Below are 25,773 nucleotides of genomic sequence, written 5' to 3' on the forward strand. Positions count from 1 at the left end.
GCGCCCTGGCTCTGCTCGACCGGAGCGCTGCCATGACCGTCGTCAGCCCCCCCGCCCATCCACCCGCGCCGGTACGTCGGCGCCTGTCCCTGCGTTGGCTGGTCAGCGGCGCATCGGTTGCGGTGTTGCTGCTGGCCTGGTATCTGGCCACGGGTCCGCTGGAACTCCTGAGCGCGGTGCAACTGCCGTCACCCGTTGATGCCTGGGATGCCTTGCTGGAGATCGCCGGCGAGGGCTATGCCGATGGCACGCTGCTGCAGCACATCACGTCCAGCACCGGGCTGGTGCTGTACGGCTTCGCCGCGGCGGCGCTGACCGGCGTGCCACTAGGCATCCTGATGGGGCAGAGCCGGCTGGTCGAAGCCTACGTCAACCCGGTGTTCCAGATCGTCCGGCCGATCGCGCCGATTGCCTGGATTCCGCTGACCATCCTGTGGTTCGGACTGGGCACCAGCGCCAAGGTTTTCGTGATCTGGCTGGCGGCCTTCGCGCCCACCGTGATCAACACCTATACCGGCGTGCGCAACATCGACGACACGCTGATCCAGGCGGCGCGCGTCAATGGCGCCGTCGGCCGCCGCATGCTGCTGGATGTCATCGTGCCTGGCGCATTGCCCGCCATCTTCACGGGGCTGCGGACTTCGCTGCAGGCCTGCTGGATGGTGCTGGTGGCCGCGGAACTGGTCGGCTCTTTCATCGGTCTGGGCCATGTGCTGATCATCGCCACCCGCGACCTGAACTCGGGAATGATCGTGGTGGCCATGGCTGCCGTGGCCGGCATGGGCATGCTGATGTCGGCGCTGCTGGCGCAAATCGAACGCAGGGTGATGCCATGGAAAGCATGAACAGGGCACTCCGTGGCAGCGGCCACGCCATCGTCTCGCGCCGGGTGTTGGAACGCTGGCTGATGCCGGCTCTGGGCATCGCCACGCTGTTTGGCGGCTGGGCGCTGCTCTCCGGCCTGGGGCTGGTGTCGCCGGCCTTCCTGCCGGGGCCGCTGACGGTGTTGCGCAGCATGGCCGAACACACGCGCGAGCCCTATGCGGGTTCGGTGCTGCAGATGCATCTGCTGGCCAGCCTGGAGAAATTCCTGATCAGCTTCTCCCTCGCGGTCCTGTTGGGCGTGCCGCTGGGGCTGTTCATGGGGCGTTTCAAGGCCCTGGACTGGGCGGTGGCGCCGGTGTTCGAGGCGTTCCGCTTCATTCCTCCCATTGCCTGGGTGCCGTTCGCGATCTTCTGGTTCGGCACCGGCTTCCTGTCGCCCACGCTGGTGATCTTTGCCGGGGCTTTCGCGCCTTGCGTGCTGAACGCCTACCGCGGCGCCAAGCAGATCGATCGCGCCCTGATCGAGGCCGGCCAGATGCTGGGGGCCGGGCGCTGGGCGACGCTGACCGAGATCCTGCTGCCGGCATCGCTGGCGCACATCGTCGCCGGCATCCGGGTCGGCGCGGGGTTCGGCTGGCAGTCATTGATCGGCGCGGAACTCATCGTGGGGTCCACCGGGCTGGGCTACATGATCGTGCAGGGCGGCAGCAATCTGGAGCCCGCCATCGTGATCAGCGGAATGATCACCATCGGCCTGATAGGCGCGGGCATCGACTACGGCATGCGCGCCTTGCAGCGCCGGGTGCAGCGCAATTGGTCGCGGTGATCCACAAGAGGAGGGCGTAGAGGCAGGCGGTGCAGTTGGCGGCATTCCATACTGGAGAGAGACAGATGAAACACTACAAAGGCCTCAAGGCCTTGGCAGCGCTCGTGATCGGGTGCTGGCTGGGGGGACCCGGACAGGCGGCGGCCCAGGCCGCGCCCGCGGGCGCAGAGTTGTTCACCATCCGCATCGGCCAGCAGCCGCAGCGGTGGGCGCTGGAGTGGTACATCGCCAGCGAGAAAGGCTGGTGGCAAGAGGTGGGCCTGAAGCCGGAGATCTCGACCTTCGCCTCCGGCGCATTGGAGATCGCGGCGGGCGCGTCCGGATCATGGGACGTGGGCGGGGCGGGCAATATTCCGTCGCTGCTGGGGGCGTCGAAGTACGGCTTGCAGACCATAGGCATCGCCGACGGCGAGGCCGCCATCATCACGCTGATGGCCACCAAGGACCGGGCCGACGAATACCTGAAGAATCCGGCGCTGCTCAAGGGCAAGACCATTCCCGTCACCAGCAACTCCACCGGCCAGTGGGGCGCGGCGGAATGCCTGTCCAGGAAGTTCGGGCTCAAGCCCGAGGACTATCGCTTCGTCAATCTGTCTCCGCCCGACATCAACGCGGCGGTAATGAGCGGCAAGTACGACATTTCTTCGGTATGGGCGCCCAACACCTACATCCTGCAAGAGGCCATAGGCGCAAAAGTGATCTGCACCGGCGCCGAACTGAAGATGCCGATCCACAGCTACCTGTTCACGACGCCGGCATTCGCCAAGCAGCATCCGGACAAGGTTGCCCGCTTCCTGGCGGTCTACTTGCGCGCGGTGGCCTGGCAGCGGGCCCATCCCGAAGAGGCGAGGGCCTACCTGAAAGCCTTCTTCGGCAGCGTGGGCGTGAAGTTCCCGGACAAGTACCTGGAGCAGGAACTGCGCGACCGGCCCGCCTTCGACCTGGCGGAGCAGACCAAGCTGTTCGCGCCCGGCCCGGGCGGTACCTCGGAGATGGTCGGCTGGTGGAACAGCGTGGGGGAATTCATGGTGTCCGCGGGCGTGGTCAAGAAGATCCCCGATCCCAAGACCATGGTGACGGGCAAGTATCTGCAGATGATCCAGGACGATCCCAAGCTCAGGGCCTTCGTCGCCGATGTCGCGAAGTAGGCCTGCGGCCGCGGCTCTCAATAAAGGAACGCAAGCATGAGTCAGATTACTTTCGAACGGGTGCAGCGCACGTTCAGCCGTGGCGGGGAAAGCTTCCTGGCCCTGGATGACGTGAGTTTCGAGGTGGGCGAGCGGGAATTCGTTTCCATCGTCGGGCCGTCGGGCTGCGGCAAGACCACGCTGATGCGCATGGCGGCCGGCCTGGAGTTTCCCTCGGCCGGCAGCGTGCGTGTGGGCGGCAAGGAAGTCGAGGAACCTGGCCCGGACCGCGCCGTCGTGTTCCAGCAGTTCGCCTTGTTTCCCTGGAAGACCGTGACCGAGAACATCGGCTTCGGCCTGAAGTGCAAGGGCGCTACGCGCGAGGCGCGGGCCAAGACGGTGGCGCGCTACATAGAACTGATGGGCCTGTCGGGTTATGAGCAGGCCTATCCGCACCAGCTGTCCGGCGGCATGCAGCAACGCGTGGCCATCGCCCGCAGCTATGCCCTGGACCCCGACGTGCTGCTGATGGACGAGCCCTTCGGCGCGCTGGACGCCCAGACCCGCGTGGTCATGCAGGAAGAACTGGTCAAGCTGTCGCGGCTCAATCCGCGCACCGTGCTGTTCATCACCCACAGCGTGGAAGAAGCGGTGTACCTGTCCGACCGCGTGGTGGTGCTGACGGGCCGCCCCGGGCAGATCAAGGAAATCATCAACGTGGCCGACGTGCGCAAGCGCGAGGCCTGGGACAGCATGGAGCGCATCGAGGACGTGATGGACATGGAGGCGTTCGTGCATTTGCGCACGCACATCTGGAAGCTGCTGCGCGCGCAGGAGACCGAACCGCTGGACGCCGCCCTGGCCGCGGCCCACTGAAGGGAAGCATCGATGAAGCATATCAATGAAGGCGCGGCGCCCGCCGCGAAGACCTCGCGGCTTGCCGCCTTGCATACCGACACGCCCTGGTGGCGGCTAAGCGCCACCGCCGCGGACGCGCAGGCCATCGAGCCGCGCGAAATGGTCCGCATGCTGGAGCAGCTGATACTGATCCGGCGCTTCGAGGAAAAACTCTTGAAGCTGAGCGTGGCCGGCATCCTGCATGGTCCGGCGCATTCCAGCATCGGCCAGGATGGGGCGGCCGTGGGCGTCATGTCTATGCTGGAGTCGGCGGACAAGATCAACGGCACCCATCGCATGCACCACCAGTTCCTGGCCAAGGCGCTGAACCACGCCACGCCGGCGGATTATTCGCCGCTGGCCTCGGATACGCTGGACGCGCACCGCGACGTGGTTTATCGGACCTATGCCGAGATCCTGGGCCTGACGCCAGGCTATTGCGGCGGGCGCGGCGGCTCCATGCACCTGCGCTATCCCGAGGCGGGCATCTATGGCTCCAATGCCATCGTGGGCGGCAACCCTTCGCACGCGGTGGGCTACGCCTTCGCCGACAAGCTGCGCGGGCGCGATCACGTGTCCGTGGCCTTCTTCGGCGACGGCGCCATGCAGAGCGGCGCGGCCTACGAGGCCATGAACCTGGCGGCGCTCTACAACACGCCCACTATTTTCTTCGTGGAAAACAATCTGTACGCGGTGTCCACGCACGTGTCGGAGCAGACCCGCGAGACCCGCCTGTCGGCGCGCGGCCTGTCCCTGGGCGTGCCGGCCATCGAGTTCGACGGCATGGATGTCGTCGCGGCGCGCCTGGCCATGCAGGAGGCCCGCGCCATCATCCGCCGCGACCGCGGGCCGGTGTTGCTGGAAGCGCAGACCTACCGCTACCTGCACCAATCTGGCGCCCTGAAGGGCAGCGCTTTCCGCTACCGCGACAAGGACGAGGAAGAGGCCTGGGGCGCGCGTGATCCCATTTCGACTTTCCCGGCGCAGCTGAAGTCGCTCGGCCTGATCGACGACCCCGGCATGGCCCGCCTGGAACGCCGCGCCGACGAGTTGATAGACGGCGCGCTGGATCGGCTGCTGGAGAACTATGGCGACGAGGCCGCGCAGCGTATCCGCCCCGAGCTGTGGCCGGACCCGGCCAGCGTGGACAGCGGCATCCGCGGCGACCTGAGCGAGCTCAAGGGTCTGCGTGCCGTCGAGCTGGAGGAGCAGGCGCCGGCCGATCTGGCGGACGCCAAGTTCCAGGACGTGATCTCGCGCGCCATGCTGCTGAATATGCAGCGCGACGACGGCATCTTCATCCTGGGCGAGGACGTGCATCGCCTGAAAGGAGGCACGGCCGGCGCCACCAAGGATATCGGCGACCATTTTCCGGACCGCCTTATCGGCACGCCGATCTGCGAGAACGGCTTCACCGGCCTGGCGCTGGGGGCGGCCTTGAACGGCATGCGCCCGGTGGTGGAGATCATGTATCCCGACTTCGCGCTGGTGGCGGCGGACCAGTTGTTCAACCAGATCGCCAAGGTGCGGCACATGTTCGGCGGCAAGTTCGCGGTGCCCGTGCTGGTGCGCAGCCGGGTCACGGCCGGCACCGGTTACGGCTCGCAGCATTCCATGGACGCCAGCGGCTTGTTCGCGCAATACCCGGGATGGCGCATCCTGGCGCCGTCGCGGCCTTACGACTACATCGGGCTGCTCAACGCCGCGCTGCGCTGCGACGATCCGGTCCTGATGGTGGAATACAACGACCTGTTCAAGCAGGTGGACAAGGTGCCGGCCGCGGACTGGGACTACATCGTGCCCATCGGGCGGGCCCGCGTCGCGCGCGACGGCGCACGCTGCACCATCCTGACCTACGGCGTCATGGTAGATATCTGCTGCCAGGCCGCGGAGCGGACCGGCATCGATGCCCAGGTGATAGACCTGCGCACGCTGGATCCGCTAGGCATCGATTGGGAAACCATCGCGGCAGGCGTCAAGCGCACCCAGGCGCTGATGATCGTGGAGCAGACCACGCGCGGTACTTCGATCGGCTCGCGGGTGGCGAGCGAGGCGCAGTCCCGGCTGTTCGACTGGTTGGACCACGAGATCGTGCACGTCACGGGCGCCAATTCCTCGCCCGTGGTTTCCAAGGTGCTGGAGCGCGCGGCGCTGGCGGATGCGCAGGCCGTGGAGACGGCGCTGCGGTCCCTGGATAGCCGCCGCGGCGGCTCACGCTGAGGCAGGCGCCTGCGCCTGGGAGAGACAAATGCTCAAAGACAAATTGCTTGCCACGCACCATACGGCTGTCTGCGTCAATGATTTCGAGCGCGCGCGGAATTTCTACACCGGTTTCCTCGGTTTCGAGCTGGAGGGGGAAATGGACCACCGCTGCGAGCCCGCGCTGGGCGAAGTGGTCGGCCTGCCGGGCGCGACCATACGCTGGGCCATGCTGCGCCACGGCGGGTACCGGGTCGAGCTGTTCAAGTACTACACGCCCGACGGCGACAAGCAGCCGCGCCGCCAATGCGATTTCGGCTACAGCCACATGGCTTTCGAGGTGGCGGATGTGGATGCGGTGTATGAGCAGGCGACGCAGGCCGGCTACGAAAGCGTGTCCTCGCCGCGCGTCATGCGGCAAGGACGTACCAAGGTGTTCTATCTGATGGAGCCTGAAGGAGCCATTACCGAGTTCATCCAGTTCATGAACCCGGCCGCCTGACGCCGCGCTGGCACAAGGCGCTCCGAATACTTGAGGGGCGCATCGGATTTCGAAGGAACAAGCATGACGAGAACGCTGGATATGGTCGTCCCGCCGACGGGCGAGGCCCTGGACGCGGCCCGCCTGGTCGCCTGGATCGTGACGCCGGGCCAGGCCTTCAAGGCAGGCGACGTGTTGGTCGAGATCGAAACGGACAAGTCCATCATCGAGGTGCCCGCGCATGATGACGGGGTCATGGTGGAGCATCTCGTCGCCGTGGACGGCATCGTGAACGCGGATACGGTGATAGCAAGAATCCAGATGGAAGGCGAGGGGACGCCAGTGCCGGCTCCGCGTGCTGCCGTGGCGGCGCAGCCTACTTCCGCCAAGCCCGCAGGGGCTGCGCAGGCGGATGCGCCCGCTGCCACGCAGGTGCCGCCGGTGTCGAAACCAGCACCGCAGCCGGCGGAGGTCTCGCCGCCAGCAGCGCGCAAGTTTGCCACTCCCGCCGCCCGCCGCGTTGCGGCCGAGCGAGGCATCGCGCTGGACGGGGTGCAAGGGTCGGGCCCGAACGGCCGTGTGACCGTGGCGGACGTCGGGCAGGCAGGCATTGATGGACAGGACCGCATGCAGGCCCGAGGGGCGCCGGGAGAAAAGCGTGAGGTTTGGGCTTCCACACGCCACGGCGATGTTCGCGTGACCCTGTGGGAAGGAAGCCGTGCCGGCAGCCAGACCGCCGTGCTCATCCACGGCATGTTCGGCGACCGCGACGCCTGGGCCAGCCTGGCGCACGCGCTCAGCCGCGCCGGACTGCGGGTGCTGGCCATGGATCTGCCTTGCCACGGCGCCACGCGCTCGCAGGCGACGCGCTTCGAGCATGTGGTGGATGCAGTGGCCGATACGGTCACGGCCCAATGCAACGGTTCCGTGACGCTGATCGGCCATTCCTTCGGCGCCGCCGTGGCAGCCCGGGCCGCGTCCCGGCCCGGGATGGCCGTGGACGGCCTGATCCTGATCGCGCCGGTCGGACTGGGCACGGAGATCGATCAGAGCTTTCTCACGGGCATGACGCATGCCGGCACCAACGAGGCCGCGCAGCGCGAACTGCAGAAGCTCACCGTCTCCGGCATGACGCCCTCGGGCAACTTCATCGACGCCTTGCGGCAAAGCACCCAGGCGCGCCGCGAATCGCTGATCGAACTGTGCAGGGAAGTCGGCTGGAACGGCGTGCAGCAACTGAGCATCGTCGCGGACCTGGCCAATCTCGCATGCCGCTGCACGCTGATTCACGGCCGGCGCGACGCCGTCATTCCGTGGCGTCACGCCCTCAACGCGCCGCCGAGGACCGCGCTGCATCTGCTGCCGGACGCCGGCCACATGCCGCAATGGGAAGCCGGCAAGCTGGTGGCGGATATCGTGTTGGATGCGGTGGCGGCGACGCGCTGAACCGCCGCGCTGGTCTTCCCGGCCTAGCGCGCGAACTTCAGCGACACGTCGACATGCGTGCCGCGGTCCAGATCGGCTCCAGGGGAGAAAGTGGATTCCGGCAGGCTCATCAGTTCCTGCCCGGTGTCCCCGGCCTCTATCCGCCGCGCGATGTCGTCCAGCAGAAGCGTGCGCGTGGCAAAGCCGTGGCCTCGCAGGTTCCTCGCGTACAACCGGTAAGTCAGGTTGGGCTCGGACCCTTTCATCACGCCCAGGTCGAGCACCGCGCCCTGTTCGTCACGCAGCAGCAAGCGTCCCGGCCGGGCGTAAATGCGGTAAATGCGCCAAGGCGATGAGATGGCTGCGCGCGAGGGTTGGAAATCCGTGTGCGCATTGTTTTTGCGTCCCCCTCTAGCCGGCGCCGAACTGTGGGGAAGAAACTTGACGCATGCATGGGCCAGGCGTGCGAAGGTTTTTTTTACTGCGCTCACGCGCTGCATGCCGGTTGAACTTTCATAGCCGTACTCCATTATGGCGATACGGCGAGGCGACGCGCGTTCAAAGCACCATTCGCGCAGCATACGCGTTCAATCCTTGACGGCGTGGGAAAAAGGCAAAGGCGTTACGTAATTGGGATGCTCGTTACGTATCAGCGGGAAATAGGCGGAAAGCCGGAAGTTAATGCTGCTGAAAATACCCGGAGTATCGGCCTATGTGTTAACGGGGTGGTAATTGGAAACGCGCATTGACTTTCGCCGACCCTGCACCCATAGTGGGTTTGAAGCTTTTCGAGCATCGAGATTTTCGTCCGGTCTTGCTCCCTTTCCGGGGCGCTTCATTGTTCGCGGTCCTTTCCTTGACTGGCTTATCCACCGTCGCGGGCGCAGCCCCGCATTTAAAAGGAAGGACTCATGGAAACCGGCATAGTCAAATGGTTCAACGACGCCAAGGGCTTCGGCTTCATCATGCCCGAAAACGGCGGCAAGGATCTGTTCGCGCATTTCTCCGAAATCGTCAGCGACGGCCACAAGGTGCTGGTCGAGAATCAGCGCGTCAGTTATGTGACCGCGCAGGGCGCCAAAGGGCCTCACGCCACGCAGATCCGCGCTTTATGAGTAAAGGGCCGCAAGGCCCTTTTATCAAGTAGGGGGTTTCATGTTTCACAACAATATGGTCTACAAGGGCTATCGGCTGACAGCCAGCGTGTCGCGGATTTCAGTCGGAGGCTCTGGCCGGCCTGCGTTTACCGCCACGGTGGCCGTGGAGCTCGCGGGCAACCAGGACAAAACGGGCGTATCCCACGCCGTGCCTTTGTTTGCTTCGGGCGGCTTCGTTTCCAGTCCGGGCATGGCGGTGGACGCCGCGATCCATCATGGCCGCGTCGTCGTTGACGCGCACGCCCGGCCTGCGTGAGCCGCCAGCCGCGCCTCAGCCCTTCAGCCCGATGCGCCGCGCCAGCTTGTGCAGGTTGCTGGCATCCACGCCCAGCGCGCGCGCGGCGTGGGCCCAATTACCTTGATGCGACTCCAACGCCCGGCGGATGGCCTGCCGTTGGCAGGCATCGACCGCTTCCCGTAGCGTCTGGTCTGGCCCGACGGACGCGTCGGCATTGTCCTGCGGCGCCGCCACGGGCATGTCGCCATCGGACAAGTCCAGCAGCTTGGCGCCCAGCGTCACGATCTCGTTGCGCGTGGCGCCATGGCTGACGGCCTTGATGGCGGCGCGGCTGATGACGTGTTCCAGTTCGCGCACATTGCCGGGCCAGCGGTAGCGGCGCAGCATGTCCTCGGCTTCGGGCGACAGCCGGAGGCTGCGCAGGCCCAGGCGCGCGCGGTTCAGTTCCAGGTAGCGGCCGGCCAGCAGCAGCACGTCGTTGCCGCGGTCGCGCAGCGGCGGGATGGGGATGGGATAGACGGACAGCCGGTGATAGAGGTCGGCGCGGAAATCGCCCGCGCGCACCAGGTCGCGCAAGCTGCGGTTGGTGGCGGCCAGGATGCGCACGTCCACGCGGCGCGGGCGGTCGTCGCCCAGGCGCTGGATTTCGCCGTTCTGCAGGGTGCGCAACAGCTTGGCCTGCACCAGCAGCGGCAGTTCGCCCACTTCGTCCAGGAACAGCGTGCCGCCGTTGGCGGCCTCGAAGCGGCCTGGGCGGTCCGCGACCGCGCCTGAGAACGCGCCCTTGGCGTGGCCGAACAATTCGCTTTCGGCCAGCGATTCGGGCAGGGCGGCGCAGTTCACATGCACCAGCGGCTTGTCGCGGCGGCGTGACAGGCGGTGCACGCGATGCGCGAACAGTTCCTTGCCCACGCCGGTTTCCCCCAGCAGCAGGATAGGCAGTTCCGAGTCCGCCACCACCTGGATTTCGTGCAGCAGGCGGCCGATGGCTTCGCTTTGCCCCAGGATCTCGTTGTTGTCGGCGACGGCGCTGTCGGCCGGTTCGGCGCCGCGCGCCACGCGCAGCGCCCGGATTTCCGCTTCCAGGCGAGTGGTGCGCAAGGCGGCTTCCAGCAGCACGATGTAATCGCGCAGATCGGACTGGGCCTCGGCGTCGAAGGTGCCCACTTCCAGCGCGTCCAGCGTCAGCACGCCCCAGGGCCGGCCCTCGATGTGCAGGCTGGTGCCCATGCAATCGTGCACCGGCAGCGGTTCGCCGGCCATGCCGTTGATCAGGCCGTCATAGGGATCGGGCAGGGTGCTGTCGTGGTGAAAACAGGTGACGCCGCGCCGCGCCAGGATGGCCGCCAGCCGTGGATGCTGCTGCACGGCGAAGCGGCGGCCCAGGGCGTCCTGCGTCAGGCCGTCCACCGCGATGGGGCGCAAGTGGTCTTCTTCCAGTTGCAGCAGGGCCACGGCGCCGCAGCGGAAGTGGGTGCGCAGGCTGGACACCAGCCGCTGCAGACGGACTGCGGGAGGGAGATCGGCGACCAGATCGGCAAGCAGCAGGTTTTGCATGGGTGAATTTTACCGTCCCGGGGTGGTTTGAACCGTGGCTTTCCAGGGTCATATTCACCCTTTAATTTGCAATTCATTGATAAATAGCAAGTTTTTCCTGGCACGGTTTTCGCATTAGCTCCAGTACCCGTCACGAACTATGGAGAGACGCGATGAGCATGGTTGAGCAATCCTTGGGGCAATTGGCCCGCAGCATCCCTGGCGCCACGCAGGTATTTCATGAGTACCAGCTGGATTTCTGCTGTGGCGGCAAGAAGAGCCTGGCCGAGGCGGCAGCCCAGCGTTCGCTGGACGCGGCGCAGATCGAGGCGCGCCTGATGGAACTGGCGCGCACTCCGTCGCAGGAAACGGATTGGGGCCTGGCTACGCCGGCCGAACTGGTGGACCACATCCTGGCGCGCTACCACGAGGTGCATCGCCAGCAATTGCCCGAATTGATCCGGCTGGCGCTGAAGGTGGAGCAGGTGCACGCCGACAGCCCCGACTGCCCGACCGGCCTGGCCGACCACCTGCGCGTGATGCAGCAGGAACTGGAAAGCCATATGCAGAAAGAGGAACAGGTGCTGTTCCCGATGCTGGCCCGCGGCCATGGCGCCATGGCGACCATGCCCATCATGGTCATGCGCACGGAGCATGACGACCATGGCGTGGCGCTGGAACGGCTGCTGGCGCTGACCAACGACATCACGCTGCCGCGCGCCGCCTGCAACACCTGGCGGGCGCTATACCTGGGCCTGCGCACCTTCAAGGAAGACTTGATGGCGCACATCCACCTGGAAAACAACATCCTGTTCGAGAACGCGGCCAATCCCACGGCGCATGCGCGCAATTGAACGGGGCTGCGGACGATTCCGCAGCAAACCGCGAGCGGGGCGTCGGCCCCGCTGCTTCCGTACGGAAATCCAGGCATGAACATCGATAAATTCAAGCAGCAGCATGTGGACATCCTGCAGGGCATTGCGTCCCTGCGCCGGTTGGCGCATGCGGGCGTGGCCCGCAACGCGGCCGAAATCGCGCGCGGCATTGTGTCCATGAGCGCCACGATCAAGCTGCACCTGGCGGTCGAGGACCGGGCGCTGTATCCGGCGCTGGCGCGCAGCGACGATACTGACCTGGCACAAGCGGGCCGCGCATTCCAGCAGGAAATGGATGCGATCGCGCGCAGCTACGAGGCATTTGCGCGGCGCTGGAACAATGCCGGCAGCCTGGAGCTGGACGAAGCCGGCTTCCGGGCTGACGCCAATACGGTGCTGCGCCGCGTCCATGAACGCATGCAGCGCGAGAACCGCGATCTCTATCCCCGCATCGAGGCGCTGTAGCGGCTAGCGGCGTTCCGGCGGAATGCCGTCCAGGCTGCGCCGCAGCGCCTCGTGCGCGGCCAGGTCGACCGGGCGATGCTTGCGCTCCGCGCTGGCCGGGTACTTGCCCAGGAAATTCCCGCCCTTGCGGTCGCTGGCGGGACGGACCGGGCGGGGCGTGAAGCCGCCGCCGCAATTGGGGCAGACGTTGCCCAGCAGCCCCTCGGCGCAAGCGGCGCAGAAGGTGCATTCAAGGCTGCATATCCGGGCGGCGGCGGAGTCTGGCGGCAGCGCCGTATCACAGTGTTCGCAACTGGGTCGCAAGGCAAGCATATGGGCTCCTGGGGCAAGAGACGGGTCCAGGCGCCAGGGTAGGCCGGGACGTCCGGCGGCGCCATCGGGGTTACGGACAGAAAAGAAGTGAAAACGGCCAGGCGCACAGCGTTTGGCGGACGGTGGCCGCCTGTACACTCGAAAATCCTTTTGAGGGACAGGGGATACTTGATGGCCGGAAGCAGCTTCTTCGCACTGTTCGACGATATCGCGACCATATTGGACGACGTGTCCGTGATGACCAAGGTGGCGGCCAAGAAAACGGCCGGCGTGCTGGGCGACGACCTGGCGTTGAACGCCCAGCAGGTCAGCGGCGTGCCGGTCAACCGGGAACTGCCCGTCGTCTGGGCGGTGGCCAAGGGCTCCTTCATCAATAAGCTGATCCTGGTGCCGGCGGCGCTGCTGATCAGCGTGTTCGCGCCTTGGGCGGTGACGCCCTTGCTGATGCTGGGGGGCGCATTCCTTTGCTATGAGGGCGTCGAGAAGCTGGCGCATAAGTTCCTGCCGCACGGCGATTCGGACGAGGGCAATCACGCGGCGCGCGCCGAAGCCCTGCAGGATGCGTCGGTGGACATGGTGGCCTTCGAGCGCGACAAGATCAAAGGCGCGATACGCACGGACTTCATCCTGTCGGCGGAAATCATCGTCATCAGCATGGAGGCGGTAGCTGACGCGGATTTCACCCGCCAGGTGCTGGTGCTGTCGATCATCGCCATCGCGATGACGGTCGGGGTCTACGGCCTGGTGGCCGGCATCGTCAAGCTGGACGACCTGGGCCTCTACCTCAGCCAGAAGTCGTCCCAGGCCACGGCCTGGCTGGGCCGGCGCATCGTGGGCGCGGCGCCCTATCTGATGAAGACGCTGTCGGTGGTGGGCACCGCCGCCATGTTCATGGTGGGCGGCGCCATCCTGACCCACGGCATCCCGCCGGTGCAGGCCGCCGTCGACCAGGCCGCCGCCGCAGTGGGCGGGGGCGGGGTGGTGCAGGCGCTGACGGCCACGCTGCTCAACGCCTTGTTCGGCATCGTGGCCGGGGCCGTGGTGCTGGGGGTGGTCAGTCTGGCCAAGCGGCTGTTCAAGAAGGGCTGAAGCGAGGAAAGGTTGAAACGCGCAGGCGCCGCCCCGCAGAGCGGGCCGTGCCTGCGGCATCCAGGGAGCGCCGAGGCGCTCTTTTTTACGCCCCTAGGGAATCCCCTGCCTTGTTGCGCCGGAATACGTGCGCCTAAAATTGGCGCCAATTTATGTGATCATTATTTCGACCACCGGCATAAACCATGCGTCCGCCCGCGCGGCCATGGAAACGAGGAAACCATGCAGTCCAACGCAGCACTCGCCATCCAGCCCGACGCCGCCCGCGCGCGGGCCATGTACGACCTGGGCCACAGCACCGTCTTTGCCGCCCGCTCCGACCCGCGCTTTTCCTATTGCACCTATGTGCCGCCGCACATCGACAGCGCCAGGCATCCGATGCAGCTGGTGGTGATCATGCACGGCACCGGCCGCGCCTTCGTGGAATACCGCGACGCGTTCGCGGAGTTCGCCCGCTGGAACGACTGCATCGTGCTGTGCCCGCTGTTCCCCGTGAGCCCGCTGGGCGACGGCAACCGCGACGGCTTCAAGCAATTGCGCGAAGGCGACATCCGCTATGACGAGATCCTGCTCGACATGGTGGCGGAAGTGGGCGAGAAGTTCGGCTGCGATTTCTCGCGCTTCGGCTTGTTCGGCTACTCGGGCGGCGGCCAGTTCGTGAACCGTTACGCCTACCTGCACCCGGAAAGCCTGTGGGCGGTGTCGATCGGCGCGCCGGGCTCGGTCACGCTGCTGGATCCCAGCCAGGATTGGTGGGTGGGCGTGCGCGACGCGGAGGCCCGTTTCGGCAAACGCATCGACATCGAAGCGCTCAAGCAGGTGGCGGTGCACATGATCGTGGGCAAGGCCGACCTGGAAACCTGGGAAATCACCCATCGCGAAGGCGGCAAGTTCTTCATGCCCGGCGCGAACTCGGCGGGCAACACGCGCCCTGAGCGTCTTGAGTCGCTGCGCCGTTCGTTCGAAGCCCAGGGCGTGAACGCGGTGCTGGACGTGGTGGAAAACGTGCCGCACGACGGCTTGAAATGCGTGGGCCAGGTGCAGGACTTCCTGGCCGCCGCCTTGCGCAAGCTGCGACATGAAGGCAACTGAGACCGGCGGACGCGGCGCTTGCGGGCATCCGCGGGTCCGCGACCAGGAATAGGAGAGGGGCATGCTGCGTTTCGCGCTATCCCGTATCGTCATGGCCATACCGACACTGCTGATCGTGGCGGTGGCGGTGTTCGTGATGATCCGGCTCATACCGGGCGATCCTGCCCAACTGCTGCTGGGAGACCTGGCAACGCCGGCCGCGCTGGCCGACCTGCGGGCGCGGCTGGGGCTGGACCAGACCTGGCTGACCCAGTTCGGCATCTGGTTCGGCAATATGCTGCACGGGGATCTGGGTTCGTCCATCAACACCGGCCAGCCGGTGTTGCCGCTGGTGTGGGACCGCTTCCTGATCAGCGGCCGCGTGGTGCTGGTAGCGGTGCTGTTCGCCGCGCTGGTAGCGGTACCGGCCGGCATGATCGCCGCCTGGAAGCAGAACAAGGCGCCGGACCTGTTCCTGGTGGGCGCGGCCACGCTGCTGGTGTCCATTCCGACCTTCTGGCTGGGCCTGCTGCTGCTGATCTTCTTCGGCCTCAAGCTGCAATGGCTGCCGGTGGTGGGCTATGTCTCCATCGGCGAGGACTGGAAGGCCGGCCTGCTGTACCTGGCCATGCCCATCCTGACCCTGTTCCTGCATGAGATCGGCGTGCTGATGCGCATGGCGCGGGCCAGCACGCTGGAAGTGCTGCGGCTGGACTACATCACCCATGCGCGCGCCAAGGGCCTGTCGGAATCCGCGGTGCTGATGCGCCATGCGTTCCGCAACGCCTTCGGCCCGACCTGGACGCTGATCGGCCTGGTGCTGGGCAACCTGCTGGGCGGCATTGCGGTGGTGGAGACCGTGTTCACCATTCCCGGGCTGGGACGCCTGCTGGTGGACTCCATCTTTGCCCGCGATTACCCCGTGATCCAGGGCTGTCTGTTGTTCGTGGGCGTGGTCTACGTGATCGTGAACCTGTTCATCGACCTTTGCTATCCCCTCTTTGACCCGAGAGTGACCGCCGAATGAAAAAGCGAATTGCAGCCAACGCGCTACTGGGCGGCGCGATCGTGGCGCTGATGATAGTGGCGGCCGTCATGGGCGCTTTCTGGACGCCGCATGATCCGCTCAAGATCAACTTCGTGGCGCGGCTCAAGCCGCCCGGAGGCGAATTCCTGCTGGGCACGGACGAGTTCGGGCGCGACGAGCTGTCTCGCCTGCTGGCTGGGGCGTCCAGCAGCGTCTGGATCAGCCTGCTGACCGTGACCTTCGCCATCGTCGCGGGCACCCTCATCGGCACGCTCACGGGCTTTGTGCGGGGCTGGACCGACCGCATCATCATGGCCTTCAACAATGCGCTGCTGGCATTCCCGGGGCTGCTGCTGGCCTTGGGCCTGCTGGCGGTGGTGGGCGCCAACAAGTACGGCATCATCCTGGCGCTGGGCCTGGCTTACACGCCTTCGGTGACGCGCATCGTGCGCGGCACGGTGCTGTCGCTGCGCGAGAAGGAGTTCATCGAATCCTCGCGCGTGCTGGGCAATTCCGAGCTCTACACCATGTTCCGCCACGTGCTGCCGAATTGCGTGGCGCCGCTGACGGTGCTGGCGACCTCCATGTTCGGCTGGGTCATCCTGGCGGAAAGCGCGCTGTCCTTCCTGGGCCTGGGCGTGCCGCCTCCCGCACCCACCTGGGGCAATATGCTGGCCGCCGCCCGGCCGTTCATGGCGCAGGCTTCCTATCTTTCCATTCTTCCCGGCCTGGCCATCGCGCTCGCGCTGCTGGGAATCAATCTGCTGGGCGATGCGGTGCGAGACCGTTTCGATCCCCGCATGAGGGGCGTGCAATGAGCGCACTGGTATCGGTATCGAATCTGTCGCTGACCGTCGGCCACGGCGGCCGCGAGATCGTCAGCGGGGTGTCCTTCGAGGTGGCTCCCGGCGAGATGGTCGGCATCGTCGGCGAATCCGGCAGCGGCAAGACCCAGGCCGCCCGCGCCATCATGGGCCTGACGCCATCGCCGCTAGTAGTGGCGGGCGGCTCCATCAAGTTCGAAGGCGTGGAGGTGACCCAGGCGTCGCCCGCTGCGCTGCGCAAGCTGCGCGGCGCGCGCATCGGCATGGTGTTCCAGGAGCCGATGACTTCGCTGAATCCGTCCATGCCCATCGGCCGGCAACTGGACGAGGGCTTGAGGCTGCACCGCAAGGACCTTTCTACCGCAGCACGCCGCGAACGCATCCTGGAAATGCTGCGCCGGGTTGGCATCCGCGACCCCAAGGGTGCGATGGAAGCTTGGCCGCACGAGTTCTCCGGCGGCATGCGCCAGCGCATGATGCTGGCCTCCGTGATGCTGCTGGAGCCGGCGCTGCTGATCGCGGACGAGCCCACCACGGCGCTGGACGCGGTGGTGCAGCGCGACGTGCTGGAACTGATGGTGGACCTGACGCGCGAACACCATACCGCGGTGCTGATGATCAGCCACGACCTGCCGATGGTGGCGCGCTACACCGAACGCATGGTGGTGATGCAGCACGGCAAGGTGCTGGAAACCGGCGCCACGGCCGCCATCCTGGAACGGCCGCAACATCCCTACACGCGCAAGCTGCTGGACGCCATGCCGCGCCGGTTGCCGGCGCGACAGCTGGGCAAGGAGGCGCCCATCGTCGAGGTCAAGAACCTGGTGGTGGACTACGCCGGGCACCAGCGCTTGTTCTCGCGCACCGGCGCCAAGCGCGCGCTCAACGGCATCGACCTGCACGTCAAGCCGCGCGAAGTGGTGGCGGTGGTGGGCGGTTCGGGTTCGGGCAAGACCACGCTGGGCCGGGCCATTGCCGGATTGCTGGCGCCTACCTCCGGTCAGATCCTGTTCCGCGGCCAGCCCGTGAACCGCCGCTCGGCCTCCTGGCGCGACTACCGGCTGAATTGCCAGATGGTGTTCCAGGACCCGTACTCCTCGCTGGACCCGCGCATGACCATCGGCCAGCTGGTGGGCGAGGGCCTGCGCATGCTGGACGACATGCCCGCGGCAGACAAGCGCCGCCGGGTGGACGAGGTGCTGGCCGAAGTGGGCCTGGGCTCCGAATACGCCAAGCGCTATCCCCACGAAATGTCGGGCGGGCAGCGCCAGCGCGTGGCGATCGCCCGCGCCATCGTGCGCCGTCCGGCCTTCGTCATTGCCGACGAACCGGTGTCCGCGCTGGACGTGACTGTGCGCGCGCAGGTGCTGGACCTGTTCGCCGACCTGCAGGAGCGCCACGGCTTTTCCTGCCTGTTCATCAGCCATGACCTGGGCGTGGTGGAGCAGGTGGCCGATCGCGTGGTGGTGATGCGCGACGGCGGCATCGTCGAGCAGGGCTCGCGCGACGCCGTGTTCGACCAGCCGCAGGAGGAATACACCCGCAGCCTGCTGTCGGCGATTCCGGCGCTGGAATCCACCGAAACCGGTGGCGTGCGGCTGCGTTGGCGGCTGGACCAGCAGGAGCCGTTGCGGGCCAGTGCCTGAGGGGCGGGTTTCCCAGGGGGCGCTGGCGCCGACCCCCGGGATACTTACGCATAAAATACGCGCTTCGGATTTGATAGACGGGAGTGGTCCATGCCGAAATCGGCAACGGCACAGCCCGGCCTGGTTGATCGCATCGCCCACGATATTCAGGCGGGTGTGTACGGTCCCGGCGCCTGGCTGAAACAGATCGACCTGCAGGAACGCTACGACGCCAAGCGTCTGGACGTCCGGCGGGCGCTAGACCAATTGGCCGCCAAGCGGCTGATCGCGCACATCCCGAACCGGGGCTATCACGTCTACGCCATGGATCCGGACCAGCACTTGCAGATCCGCGACATCCGCATCCTGCTGGAAACGGGCGCGGCGGCGGACCTGATGCCCAACGTCACGGCGGCCAAGGTGCGGGCCTTGCGCACCCTGGCCGAACGCTTCGCCAAGCTGCTGCAGGATGGCACGCTGCTGGAGCAGTACGAGGTCAACCTGGCTTTCCATGCGGGCATGTATGACATGTGCCGCAACCGGGAATTGACCGCGCTGATCCAGGAAACCCGGGCCCGCGGCCCCGCGGCGCCGGCCAAGGAATGGGTGACGCGCTCGCGCATCGAGATTTCCGCGCGCGAGCACTTCGACATGGTCGACGCGCTGGAAGCGCGCGACGTCAAGCGCCTGCAGAAAATCATTGCCCAGCACGTGGGGCAGGACATCTCCTGAGACGTTTTCCGCGACTCGCGCTACGCACATGCGGCGGCCTCTTGAAACAGGGCCGCCGTTTTTCATTCCGGCGGCGCTTTCAGGGATACCCCCGATAGCGGCGTGGCGCATTCCGCCCATAATGAGCAGCTAATTTTGGCGCCAATATATGCGTGAATTTTGCGCCGCACGCCGGGGAGTCTTTGCATGCACCACGTTTTCGTACCCAGAGCGCTCGCGCTCAGCCTGGCGCTGGCCGCCGCCGGTTCGGCCCAGGCCGCGCTGCTCACCATTGCCCAGCCGGCCGACATCCGCTCGACCAACCCCGGCGTCAACCGCGACAACACCACCGACGGCGTGGTGCTGAACATCGTGGAAGGTCTGGTCGGCTACCGCGAAAACGGCACCGTGGGCCCCTTGCTGGCCAAATCCGTGGATCTGTCGGAAGACGGCCTGACCTATACCTTCAAGCTGCGCGACGGCGTCAAGTTCCACAACGGCGCCACGCTGACCTCGGCCGACGTGATCTGGAACTGGCAGCGCTACATGGATCCCAAGACGGATTGGCGCTGCCGCAGCGACTTCGACGGCCGCAACGGTCTGAAGGTGACGGACGTCTCCGCGCCCGACGCGCAGACCGTGGTGATGAAGGTGGACCGCAAGTCGGCCGTGTTCCTGGATTCGCTGGCCCGTACCGACTGCGGCATGACGGCCATCATCTCCAAGGATTCGGTGGCGGCCGACGGTTCCTGGATCAAGCCGGTGGGTACGGGCCCCTACATGTTCAAGGACTGGAAGCGCGGCGAATACACCTTGCTGTCCGCCTTCAAGGATTACGCCTCGCCTGGGGGCGACAAGCCGGACGGCTACGTCGGCTCCAAGCGTCCGCTGGTGGAGGAAGTGAAGTTCCTGGTCGTTCCCGATCCTTCGACCTCGAAGGCCGGCCTGCTGTCGGGCGCCATCGACGCCGCGCAGATCACCAACACCGACGTGGGCGAACTGAAAAGCGCGAAGAACCTGGCGGTGTTCAGCCCGCATGACGCCGTCAAGCACGTGCTGCTGTTCCAGACCGAGGATCCGGTGCTGAAGAACGTCAAGATCCGCCAGGCCATCGCCGCGTCGCTGGATATCCCCCAGGTTGTGGCCGCGGCTTCCGAAGGCCTGGGCCAGCTGAACAACTCCGCCGTCTACGCGGGTTCGGCCTATTACAAGGATGCGGAAAAACGCGGCTACAAATACGATCCGGCGCGCGCGCAGCAATTGCTGAAGGAAGCCGGCTATAAGGGCGAGCCCGTGGTCATCTACGCGAACAAGCGCGCCCACGTGCCCAGCTACCAGGTGGCGGTGATCGCGCAGGCCATGATGCAGTCCGTGGGCATCAACGCCAAGATCGAGGTGCTGGAATGGGCCACGCAGCTGGACCGCTACAACACCGGCAAGTACCAGATCAGCTCGTTCTCGTTCTCGTCGCGCCTGGACCCCTCGCTGAGCTTCGAGCAGTTCTCGGGCGACAAGGCCAAGCAGCCGCGCAAGGTCTGGGACGATCCCGCGGCGCAGAAGCTGATCGATGAGAGCTTCCTGGAATCCGATCCGGCCAAGCGCCAGGCGCTGTTCGACCAGCTGCATGCCCTGATGCTGGAACAGACGCCGATGCTGATGCTGTACAACGGCGCGGACGCCTGGGCTTCCAGCAAGCGCGTCGAAGGATTCTCGGTCTGGGAAGGCAAGCCGCGGGCCTGGGAGACCAAGGTCCGGGACGGCAAGTAAGGCGATTGTCCGCAAGGAGGAACGATATCGGCCCTGAGCGTGAACTCAGGGCCGATGTCATGCGGACGGCGCGCGCGGATCTGGATTCCGCGGGGACTGCCCTCAGTCGAGCTTGACGCCCGCCTGCTTGATCACGGCGGCCCAATCCCGGACTTCGGCGCCCAGGAACGTGCTCAGCTCGGCCTGCGTGGACGGCGCCAGGATCAGGCCCTCGTCGGCAAAGCGCTTGCGCAGCTCGGCGTTGGTCAGCACTTTCTCCAGCGCGGGTTGCAGGCGCTGCACCACTTCCGCGGGCACGCCCGCAGGCGCCATCAGGCTGTACCAGGTGGTGGCTTCCAGCCCCTTCACGCCCTGCGAGGCCGCGGTCGTCACTTCAGGCAGGGCCGGCGACTTTTCCTTGCCCGTCACTGCGGCGGCGCCGACCCGGCCGCCCTTGTACTGCGGCAGCATTTCCACCACCTGCGTCACGCCCATGCTCAATTCGCCCGAGGCCACCGCCAGCAGCACCGGCGCGCTGCCCTTGTAGGGCACGTGCACCAGCTTGCCGCCCGTGGCCAGGTTCAAGACTTCGCCCGTCAGGTGGGTGATGCTGCCCGCGCCGGAAGAACCGAAGGTCAGCTTGCCCGGATCCTTGTTCGCCAGCGCGATCAGCTCTGGCAGGTTCTTCGCCTGCAGGCCCGGATTGACCGCGAACACCAGCGGACTCTTGCCCACCAGCGTGATGGGCGTGAAATCCTTCACCGGGTCGTAGTTCAGGTTCGGATACAGGCTGGGCGCGATCGCCAGCGTCGACACGTTGCCCAGCAGCAGCGTGTAGCCGTCCGGCTCCGCGCGCGCCACCGCATTGGTGCCGATGGTGCCGCCCGCGCCGGCGCGGTTTTCCACGATGACCTGCTTGCCCAGCGTGTCGTTCAGCTGCTGCGACAGCGCGCGCGCCAAGGTGTCGGCCGCGCCGCCGGGCGGGAAGGGCACGACGATGCGGATGGGTTTGCTGGGATAGGCCTCGGCTTGCGCTGCCGGGCTCAGGCCCAGCGCCAGCAACCCGGCCAGGGCCGTGGCCAGCAGGCCGCGGCGATTGATTTTCTGGTACTTCGACATGCTGCTCTCCTGATGAGAAAACGGGGGCGATGCAGAAAACGAATCAGCGCGCGGCGCCTTGGGCGGCCGGATGGTGCGCATGCCAGTGGCGCGCGATGTCGGCGCGGCGGCAGACCCAGACGTCGCTGTGCGCCGCCACGTGGTCCAGGAAGCGCGCCAGGCCTGCCGCGCGTCCGGGCTGGCCGACCAGCCGCAGATGCAGTCCCACGGACATCATCTTGGGAGCCGTGGCGCCTTCCTCGTACAGCATGTCGAAAGCATCGCGCAGGTACTCGAACAGGTCCTGCCCCGTGGCCATGCCGCCGCGGATGAACTTGGCGTCGTTGTTGGCCAGGCCGTAAGGCACCAGCAGGTGGGGCTTGCCGCCGACCTGGGTCCAGTAGGGCAGCTCGTCGTTGTAGGTATCGGAGTCGTAGAGGAAACCGCCTTCCTCGGCCAGCAGCGCGCGGGTGTTCAGGCTGGGGCCGTAGCGGCAATACCAGCCCAGCGGCCTGGAACCGACCGTGCGGGTCATCGATTCCACCGTGCGGCGGATGCGCTCGCGTTCCTCTTCCAGCGTCAGGTTCTGGTGCCGTTCCCAGCGCCAGCCGTGCGCACAGACGTCATAGTCCGCTGCCTTGATGGCCTCGCAGACTTCGGGATTGCGCTCCAGCGCCAGGCCGCAGCCCAGTATCGTGGCCGCCATGCCGCGTTCCTGCAGCAGGCGGTGCACGCGCCAGAAGCCGATCCGGCTGCCGTACTCGAACATCGATTCGGCCGCCAGGTCGCGCCCCGCGAAGCCGCCCGCGCCGCCCTCGGTCAGCCCGGTTTCGGATTCAGCATCGCCGTCCGGCACCGAAGGCTCGCCGCCTTCCTCGTAGTTGATGCACAGGTTCAGCGCCAGGCGCGCGCCGCCCGGCCATTTGGGATCGGGCGGGTTAGCGCCGTAGCCGACAAAGTCGCGGCGCAAGTGCGGATGATCGGTAGTCATAGCGGGGCTAGCCATCGGTGAGGAATCAATCGGAAAGCGAAACCAGGGCGTGCGGAGCCGGCGCCTGCCAGAACTCGTCGTCATCGCCGCGGCCGGTCTGGCCCATCAGGACCAGGAACTCCGCCGGCCCCTGCAACACGGTCAGGCCGTGATGCCAGGCACCCACGCGGTAGCACACGCCCTGGCTGCCGGTCGCGAGAAACGCTTCCAGCCGCGCCATGTCGGGCAGATCGTCGGCCCCGGTAGGCGCCACCACCACCAGATAGGGCGAGTCCGTCAACGGCACGAAACTCTGCGCCGCATAGCGATGGCGTTCCATCAGCCGGATCTCGACCGGCCCCGGCGGCGCCGCCTGCACCCGGCTGACCCAGCTTGCGTGCCGCACGACCTCGGGTCCATGCCGCATCGGCTCGGTCAGATAGTGACGACGCTCCGCGCCCTGATGCGCAATTACCTCCCCATACGGCGCGAACGCCTCGGGCGTCAGCCGCCGCGGGCGGATCATGCGCGGCGAACCGCCAAGGTCAGGCGCCATGGCTCAGATACCCCAGCGAATTCACATAGCTGCGCCGCACGTTCTCCAGATGCGCCGCCATCGCCTGCCGCGCGCGGGCCGATTCGCCCGACAACAGCGCCTGCACGATCGCCAGATGTTCTTCCCGCGCCTGCACCTGCCGCTGCGGCAAGCGCTCCACATCGCACATCCGCACCTGCCGCCGCGTCGCCGTGATCATGGTCGCCAGATTCCGGTTGCCGCAATACGCCGCCACCAGATCGTGCAGCGCGTTATCGACCTCCCAATCCGACTTCTCATCCGCCGTCTTCGCATCCAGCAAGGCCTGCAGCCGCGCCCGCAGCCCCTCCAGAGGCTCCGCCGGAATCCGCCCGGTCGCCATCGCCGCCGCTTCGCTCTCCAGCAGGCTGCGGATCTGCAGCAGTTCCAGCAGATCCGTCACGCCGAACGAGCGCACCACGATGGACCCGTTGGACAGCCGCTCCAGCATCCCTTCGCCCAGCAGCCGGTTCATGGCCGCGCGCAAAGGCGTACGCGACACCTCCAGCTCATCCGCCAGCCGCCTTTCCTCCAACACTTCCCCCGCCGGAATCCGGCGCGAAACGATCTGGTCCAGCAGGGTTTGATAGGTACGTTGTGTAGCGTTCATGTGGGTTGCAGCGTAAGAAAAAGGCGCGAACGACAGAGACTCCCAATTGCCGTCCCGCGCAATGGATGAGAAGGTACCCCACTGGTATCCCAAAGAGATACCAGTAGTATCCCTAATGGTTATTACCAGCCGGCCGGCGCTAGCCCAGGTGGCGACGGAGTCGAAAAGCGGGACAGGGAAGGAAGAACTGCCCAGGGTAGAGGGCAGGCCGCGCGTGAATGCGCGAATGGCAAATGCGAACGGAAGTCCGAGGGAGGTACAACGAAGAGGAACAACGAACGCGGAATGACGAAGAACGGGAAAAAGACAGAATCAACACCCGCGCGCAAGCGCAAATCACCACGACGCCCCACCACCACGTAAGCTGCTTGCGGCCGCCTGCGCGGCCGCAAGCAGCGGGCCCCGCAAATCTCTCCACCACCCACCGGCCTGACGGCGCGACAAGCCAAGATGAAGGCAGCCCGGCGGCGCGGGCCCTGAGGCTGCGAGCAACCTCGATGCGCCCGAGGGAATCGGAAGGAGCCGCCGCAGGCGGTGACGACGATGACGACGGGGCAGTCCGGAGCGAAGGCTCCGGACCGCAATCGTGGGCGCGAGCAGCCTCAGGGCCCGCGCCGCCGGGCGACCTACGAAGACAACACCTGCCGCAGCAAAAACAGCAAAGACAACGAAGGGGAATGTCAGAAATTTTGTGTTTTAGGCATTGTTCTGACATTGCATTGTTTACTGGCTGCCCAGTTGCGGGTCGATACGGTTCCGGGTAAATCGGTCTTCGTAGAGGATGGCGAACTGCTGCATAGCCTCGGTCCAATGATGTGTGGCCGAACCCCATTTAACGGTGATGTTTCGCAGCGCCAACCAGAGCAGCTTAATCGCCGCGTCGTCGGTGGGGAAGTGGCCGCGTGTCTTGATGATTTTGCGTAGCTGCGCGTTCACGCTCTCTATCGCGTTCGTCGTGTAGATCACGCGTCGGATCGCAGGTGGGAACACGAAGAATGGGATGACGTGTTCCCAGGCGCCTTTCCAGGCCTTGACGATCAAGGGGTACTTCACGCCCCACGGGCTCTTGGCAAACTCATCGAGAGCCTGTTGTGCGGCCTCGGTGCTGACCGCAGCGTAGATCGGGCGCAACGCCGTGGCGATTGTCCGGCGTTCTTTCCAGCCTGCATAACCCAAGCTATTGCGGATCAGATGCACGATGCACGTCTGCAACGTGGTGGCCGGGAACACGACCTCCAGCGCCTGGGGCATCCCCTTTAAACCGTCAGTCACCGCGATCAGGATGTCCTGGACGCCTCGCGTTTTTAGGTCGTTGAACACCCGCATCCAGAACCTCGCGCCTTCGGTGGTCTCGATCCACAGGCCCAGAATCTCGCGTGTGCCATCGGGTAGCACACCCAACGCCAGATAGACGGCCTTGTTCTGCACCAAGCCCTCGTCGCGGATCTTGACCCGTAGCGCGTCGAAGAACACCACGGGGAACATCGGCTCCAGCGGCCGGTTCTGCCAGGTCTGCACTTCTTCCATGACCTCTTCGGTCACCGAACTGATGAACTCCGGCGACACGTCGGTGCCGTACTGTTCGTCCAGAAACGCCCGGATCTCGCGCACGCTCATGCCACGGGCGTACATCGCGATGATCTTGTCATCAAAACCGGTAAACCGGCGTGCGTGCTTGGGGATCAGGATCGGCGCAAAGGTGCCGTCCCGATCCCGGGGAATATCCAGCTTCAGCGGGCCGTCATCGGTCAGCACCGTCTTGCTGCTCTTGCCGTTGCGCTGGTTGGTCGACGCCTGCGGTCGAGTCTGGCCCGCCGGGTAGCCCAGGTGTCGGCCCAGTTCGGCACCCAGAGCTCTCTCGATCAGCGCCTTCTTCAACAGCATGAACGTGTCCTGCACCGCCTCGGCTGTCATCGGCCCGGTTACAAGTTCATCGAGCAACTGCTCTGCACTGGCCGGTAGCGCCGGCGGGCTGGACTGCTTCGCGGACTTCGGATTGCGTGCCATGAGCGGTCTCCTTGAAAACCATCATAGGCCTGCACACAAAAATCCTGACACTCCCCAA

General features: G+C 65.9%; 26 protein-coding genes. 18 read left to right on the top strand and 8 right to left on the bottom strand.

What is annotated here, in order from left to right; translation table 11 throughout:
• Positions 1-32 precede the first annotated feature (32 nt).
• The 7 genes from AXYL_RS06965 (at position 33) to AXYL_RS06995 (ending at position 7,801) form a co-directional block, all read left to right on the top strand.
• Positions 33-845, top strand: a complete 813-nt coding sequence (locus AXYL_RS06965) for an ABC transporter permease (protein ID WP_013392088.1) — start codon at positions 33-35, stop codon at positions 843-845.
• Entirely contained in the window at positions 842-1,651 is an 810-nt protein-coding gene (locus tag AXYL_RS06970) for an ABC transporter permease (protein WP_148260588.1), read from the top strand. Before AXYL_RS06965 ends, AXYL_RS06970 begins: the two co-directional genes overlap by 4 nt.
• A 65-nt stretch (positions 1,652-1,716) precedes the next feature.
• Positions 1,717-2,799: an ABC transporter substrate-binding protein gene (locus AXYL_RS06975; protein WP_013392090.1), complete on the top strand. Its 1,083-nt coding sequence runs from the start codon at positions 1,717-1,719 to the stop codon at positions 2,797-2,799.
• A 36-nt stretch (positions 2,800-2,835) separates the two neighbouring features.
• Entirely contained in the window at positions 2,836-3,654 is an 819-nt protein-coding gene (locus tag AXYL_RS06980) for an ABC transporter ATP-binding protein (protein WP_013392091.1), read from the top strand.
• Between the two features lie 12 nt (positions 3,655-3,666).
• Positions 3,667-5,895 (top strand): thiamine pyrophosphate-dependent enzyme, encoded by a 2,229-nt coding sequence (locus AXYL_RS06985; RefSeq protein WP_013392092.1) that lies wholly within the window; start codon positions 3,667-3,669, stop codon positions 5,893-5,895.
• A 28-nt stretch (positions 5,896-5,923) separates the two neighbouring features.
• Positions 5,924-6,376: a VOC family protein gene (locus tag AXYL_RS06990; RefSeq protein WP_013392093.1), complete on the top strand. Its 453-nt coding sequence runs from the start codon at positions 5,924-5,926 to the stop codon at positions 6,374-6,376.
• 63 nt (positions 6,377-6,439) lie between these two features.
• On the top strand, positions 6,440-7,801 hold the full coding sequence (locus AXYL_RS06995; RefSeq protein ID WP_013392094.1) for an alpha/beta fold hydrolase: 1,362 nt from the start codon (positions 6,440-6,442) through the stop codon (positions 7,799-7,801).
• A gap of 23 nt (positions 7,802-7,824) precedes the next feature.
• Here AXYL_RS06995 and AXYL_RS07000 read toward each other — a convergent pair whose 3' ends face one another.
• Positions 7,825-8,271 (bottom strand): hypothetical protein, encoded by a 447-nt coding sequence (locus AXYL_RS07000; protein ID WP_148260666.1) that lies wholly within the window; start codon positions 8,269-8,271, stop codon positions 7,825-7,827.
• Between the two features lie 420 nt (positions 8,272-8,691).
• On the opposite strand from AXYL_RS07000, the gene AXYL_RS07005 reads away from it, so the two are divergent.
• Together AXYL_RS07005 and AXYL_RS07010 are read left to right on the top strand one after the other, a co-directional pair.
• Positions 8,692-8,895, top strand: coding sequence for a cold-shock protein (locus tag AXYL_RS07005; protein WP_006217928.1), 204 nt, complete (start codon positions 8,692-8,694; stop codon positions 8,893-8,895).
• Between the two features lie 40 nt (positions 8,896-8,935).
• Complete coding sequence (locus AXYL_RS07010) at positions 8,936-9,193, top strand: hypothetical protein (RefSeq protein WP_013392096.1); 258 nt, start codon at positions 8,936-8,938, stop codon at positions 9,191-9,193.
• Between the two features lie 15 nt (positions 9,194-9,208).
• Here the strand turns inward: AXYL_RS07010 and norR are convergent, their stop codons facing one another.
• A complete protein-coding gene (gene norR, locus AXYL_RS07015) occupies positions 9,209-10,732 on the bottom strand; it encodes a nitric oxide reductase transcriptional regulator NorR (RefSeq protein ID WP_013392097.1) in 1,524 nt (507 codons plus the stop codon).
• Between the two features lie 152 nt (positions 10,733-10,884).
• On the opposite strand from norR, the gene ytfE reads away from it, so the two are divergent.
• Both ytfE and AXYL_RS07025 read left to right on the top strand, forming a co-directional pair.
• Positions 10,885-11,565: an iron-sulfur cluster repair protein YtfE gene (gene ytfE / locus AXYL_RS07020; RefSeq protein WP_013392098.1), complete on the top strand. Its 681-nt coding sequence runs from the start codon at positions 10,885-10,887 to the stop codon at positions 11,563-11,565.
• Positions 11,566-11,640: 75 nt separating this feature from the next.
• Positions 11,641-12,051, top strand: a complete 411-nt coding sequence (locus AXYL_RS07025) for a hemerythrin domain-containing protein (RefSeq protein ID WP_013392099.1) — start codon at positions 11,641-11,643, stop codon at positions 12,049-12,051.
• Positions 12,052-12,054: 3 nt separating this feature from the next.
• Here the strand turns inward: AXYL_RS07025 and AXYL_RS07030 are convergent, their stop codons facing one another.
• A complete protein-coding gene (locus AXYL_RS07030; RefSeq protein WP_013392100.1) occupies positions 12,055-12,363 on the bottom strand; it encodes a DUF1272 domain-containing protein in 309 nt (102 codons plus the stop codon).
• 171 nt (positions 12,364-12,534) lie between these two features.
• Here AXYL_RS07030 and AXYL_RS07035 point away from each other — a divergent pair, with 171 nt between their 5' ends.
• The 7 genes from AXYL_RS07035 (at position 12,535) to AXYL_RS07065 (ending at position 20,477) form a co-directional block, all read left to right on the top strand.
• Positions 12,535-13,452 (top strand): DUF808 domain-containing protein, encoded by a 918-nt coding sequence (locus AXYL_RS07035; protein ID WP_013392101.1) that lies wholly within the window; start codon positions 12,535-12,537, stop codon positions 13,450-13,452.
• A 222-nt stretch (positions 13,453-13,674) separates the two neighbouring features.
• On the top strand, positions 13,675-14,544 hold the full coding sequence (locus AXYL_RS07040; RefSeq protein ID WP_013392102.1) for a hydrolase: 870 nt from the start codon (positions 13,675-13,677) through the stop codon (positions 14,542-14,544).
• Positions 14,545-14,605: 61 nt separating this feature from the next.
• Positions 14,606-15,550: an ABC transporter permease gene (locus AXYL_RS07045; RefSeq protein WP_013392103.1), complete on the top strand. Its 945-nt coding sequence runs from the start codon at positions 14,606-14,608 to the stop codon at positions 15,548-15,550.
• The gene (locus AXYL_RS07050) at positions 15,547-16,368 is read left to right on the top strand and encodes an ABC transporter permease (RefSeq protein ID WP_013392104.1); all 822 of its coding nucleotides are present in this window, start codon (positions 15,547-15,549) and stop codon (positions 16,366-16,368) included. Before AXYL_RS07045 ends, AXYL_RS07050 begins: the two co-directional genes overlap by 4 nt.
• A complete protein-coding gene (locus AXYL_RS07055; RefSeq protein WP_013392105.1) occupies positions 16,365-18,020 on the top strand; it encodes an ABC transporter ATP-binding protein in 1,656 nt (551 codons plus the stop codon). The genes AXYL_RS07050 and AXYL_RS07055 overlap by 4 nt, the downstream gene beginning before the upstream one ends.
• 90 nt (positions 18,021-18,110) lie before the next feature.
• Complete coding sequence (locus AXYL_RS07060; RefSeq protein ID WP_013392106.1) at positions 18,111-18,731, top strand: GntR family transcriptional regulator; 621 nt, start codon at positions 18,111-18,113, stop codon at positions 18,729-18,731.
• 186 nt (positions 18,732-18,917) lie between these two features.
• Entirely contained in the window at positions 18,918-20,477 is a 1,560-nt protein-coding gene (locus AXYL_RS07065) for an ABC transporter substrate-binding protein (RefSeq protein ID WP_013392107.1), read from the top strand.
• 102 nt (positions 20,478-20,579) lie between these two features.
• Here the strand turns inward: AXYL_RS07065 and AXYL_RS07070 are convergent, their stop codons facing one another.
• From AXYL_RS07070 to AXYL_RS07090, 5 genes are all read right to left on the bottom strand, one after another.
• On the bottom strand, positions 20,580-21,575 hold the full coding sequence (locus AXYL_RS07070) for a Bug family tripartite tricarboxylate transporter substrate binding protein (protein WP_013392108.1): 996 nt from the start codon (positions 21,573-21,575) through the stop codon (positions 20,580-20,582).
• Between the two features lie 43 nt (positions 21,576-21,618).
• The gene (locus tag AXYL_RS07075) at positions 21,619-22,545 is read right to left on the bottom strand and encodes an allantoinase PuuE (RefSeq protein WP_013392109.1); all 927 of its coding nucleotides are present in this window, start codon (positions 22,543-22,545) and stop codon (positions 21,619-21,621) included.
• 25 nt (positions 22,546-22,570) lie between these two features.
• Positions 22,571-23,080, bottom strand: coding sequence for an ureidoglycolate lyase (locus AXYL_RS07080; protein ID WP_148260589.1), 510 nt, complete (start codon positions 23,078-23,080; stop codon positions 22,571-22,573).
• Positions 23,070-23,708 carry a GntR family transcriptional regulator gene (locus AXYL_RS07085; protein ID WP_013392111.1) on the bottom strand — a complete coding sequence of 213 codons (639 nt, stop codon included), beginning with the start codon at positions 23,706-23,708 and terminating at the stop codon, positions 23,070-23,072. Before AXYL_RS07085 ends, AXYL_RS07080 begins: the two co-directional genes overlap by 11 nt.
• A gap of 723 nt (positions 23,709-24,431) precedes the next feature.
• Positions 24,432-25,715, bottom strand: a complete 1,284-nt coding sequence (locus AXYL_RS07090) for an IS256 family transposase (protein WP_013391122.1) — start codon at positions 25,713-25,715, stop codon at positions 24,432-24,434.
• Between the last annotated feature and the right edge of the window lie 58 nt (positions 25,716-25,773).

This window comes from Achromobacter xylosoxidans A8, assembly GCF_000165835.1.
Taxonomy (GTDB): domain Bacteria; phylum Pseudomonadota; class Gammaproteobacteria; order Burkholderiales; family Burkholderiaceae_B; genus Achromobacter; species Achromobacter xylosoxidans_B.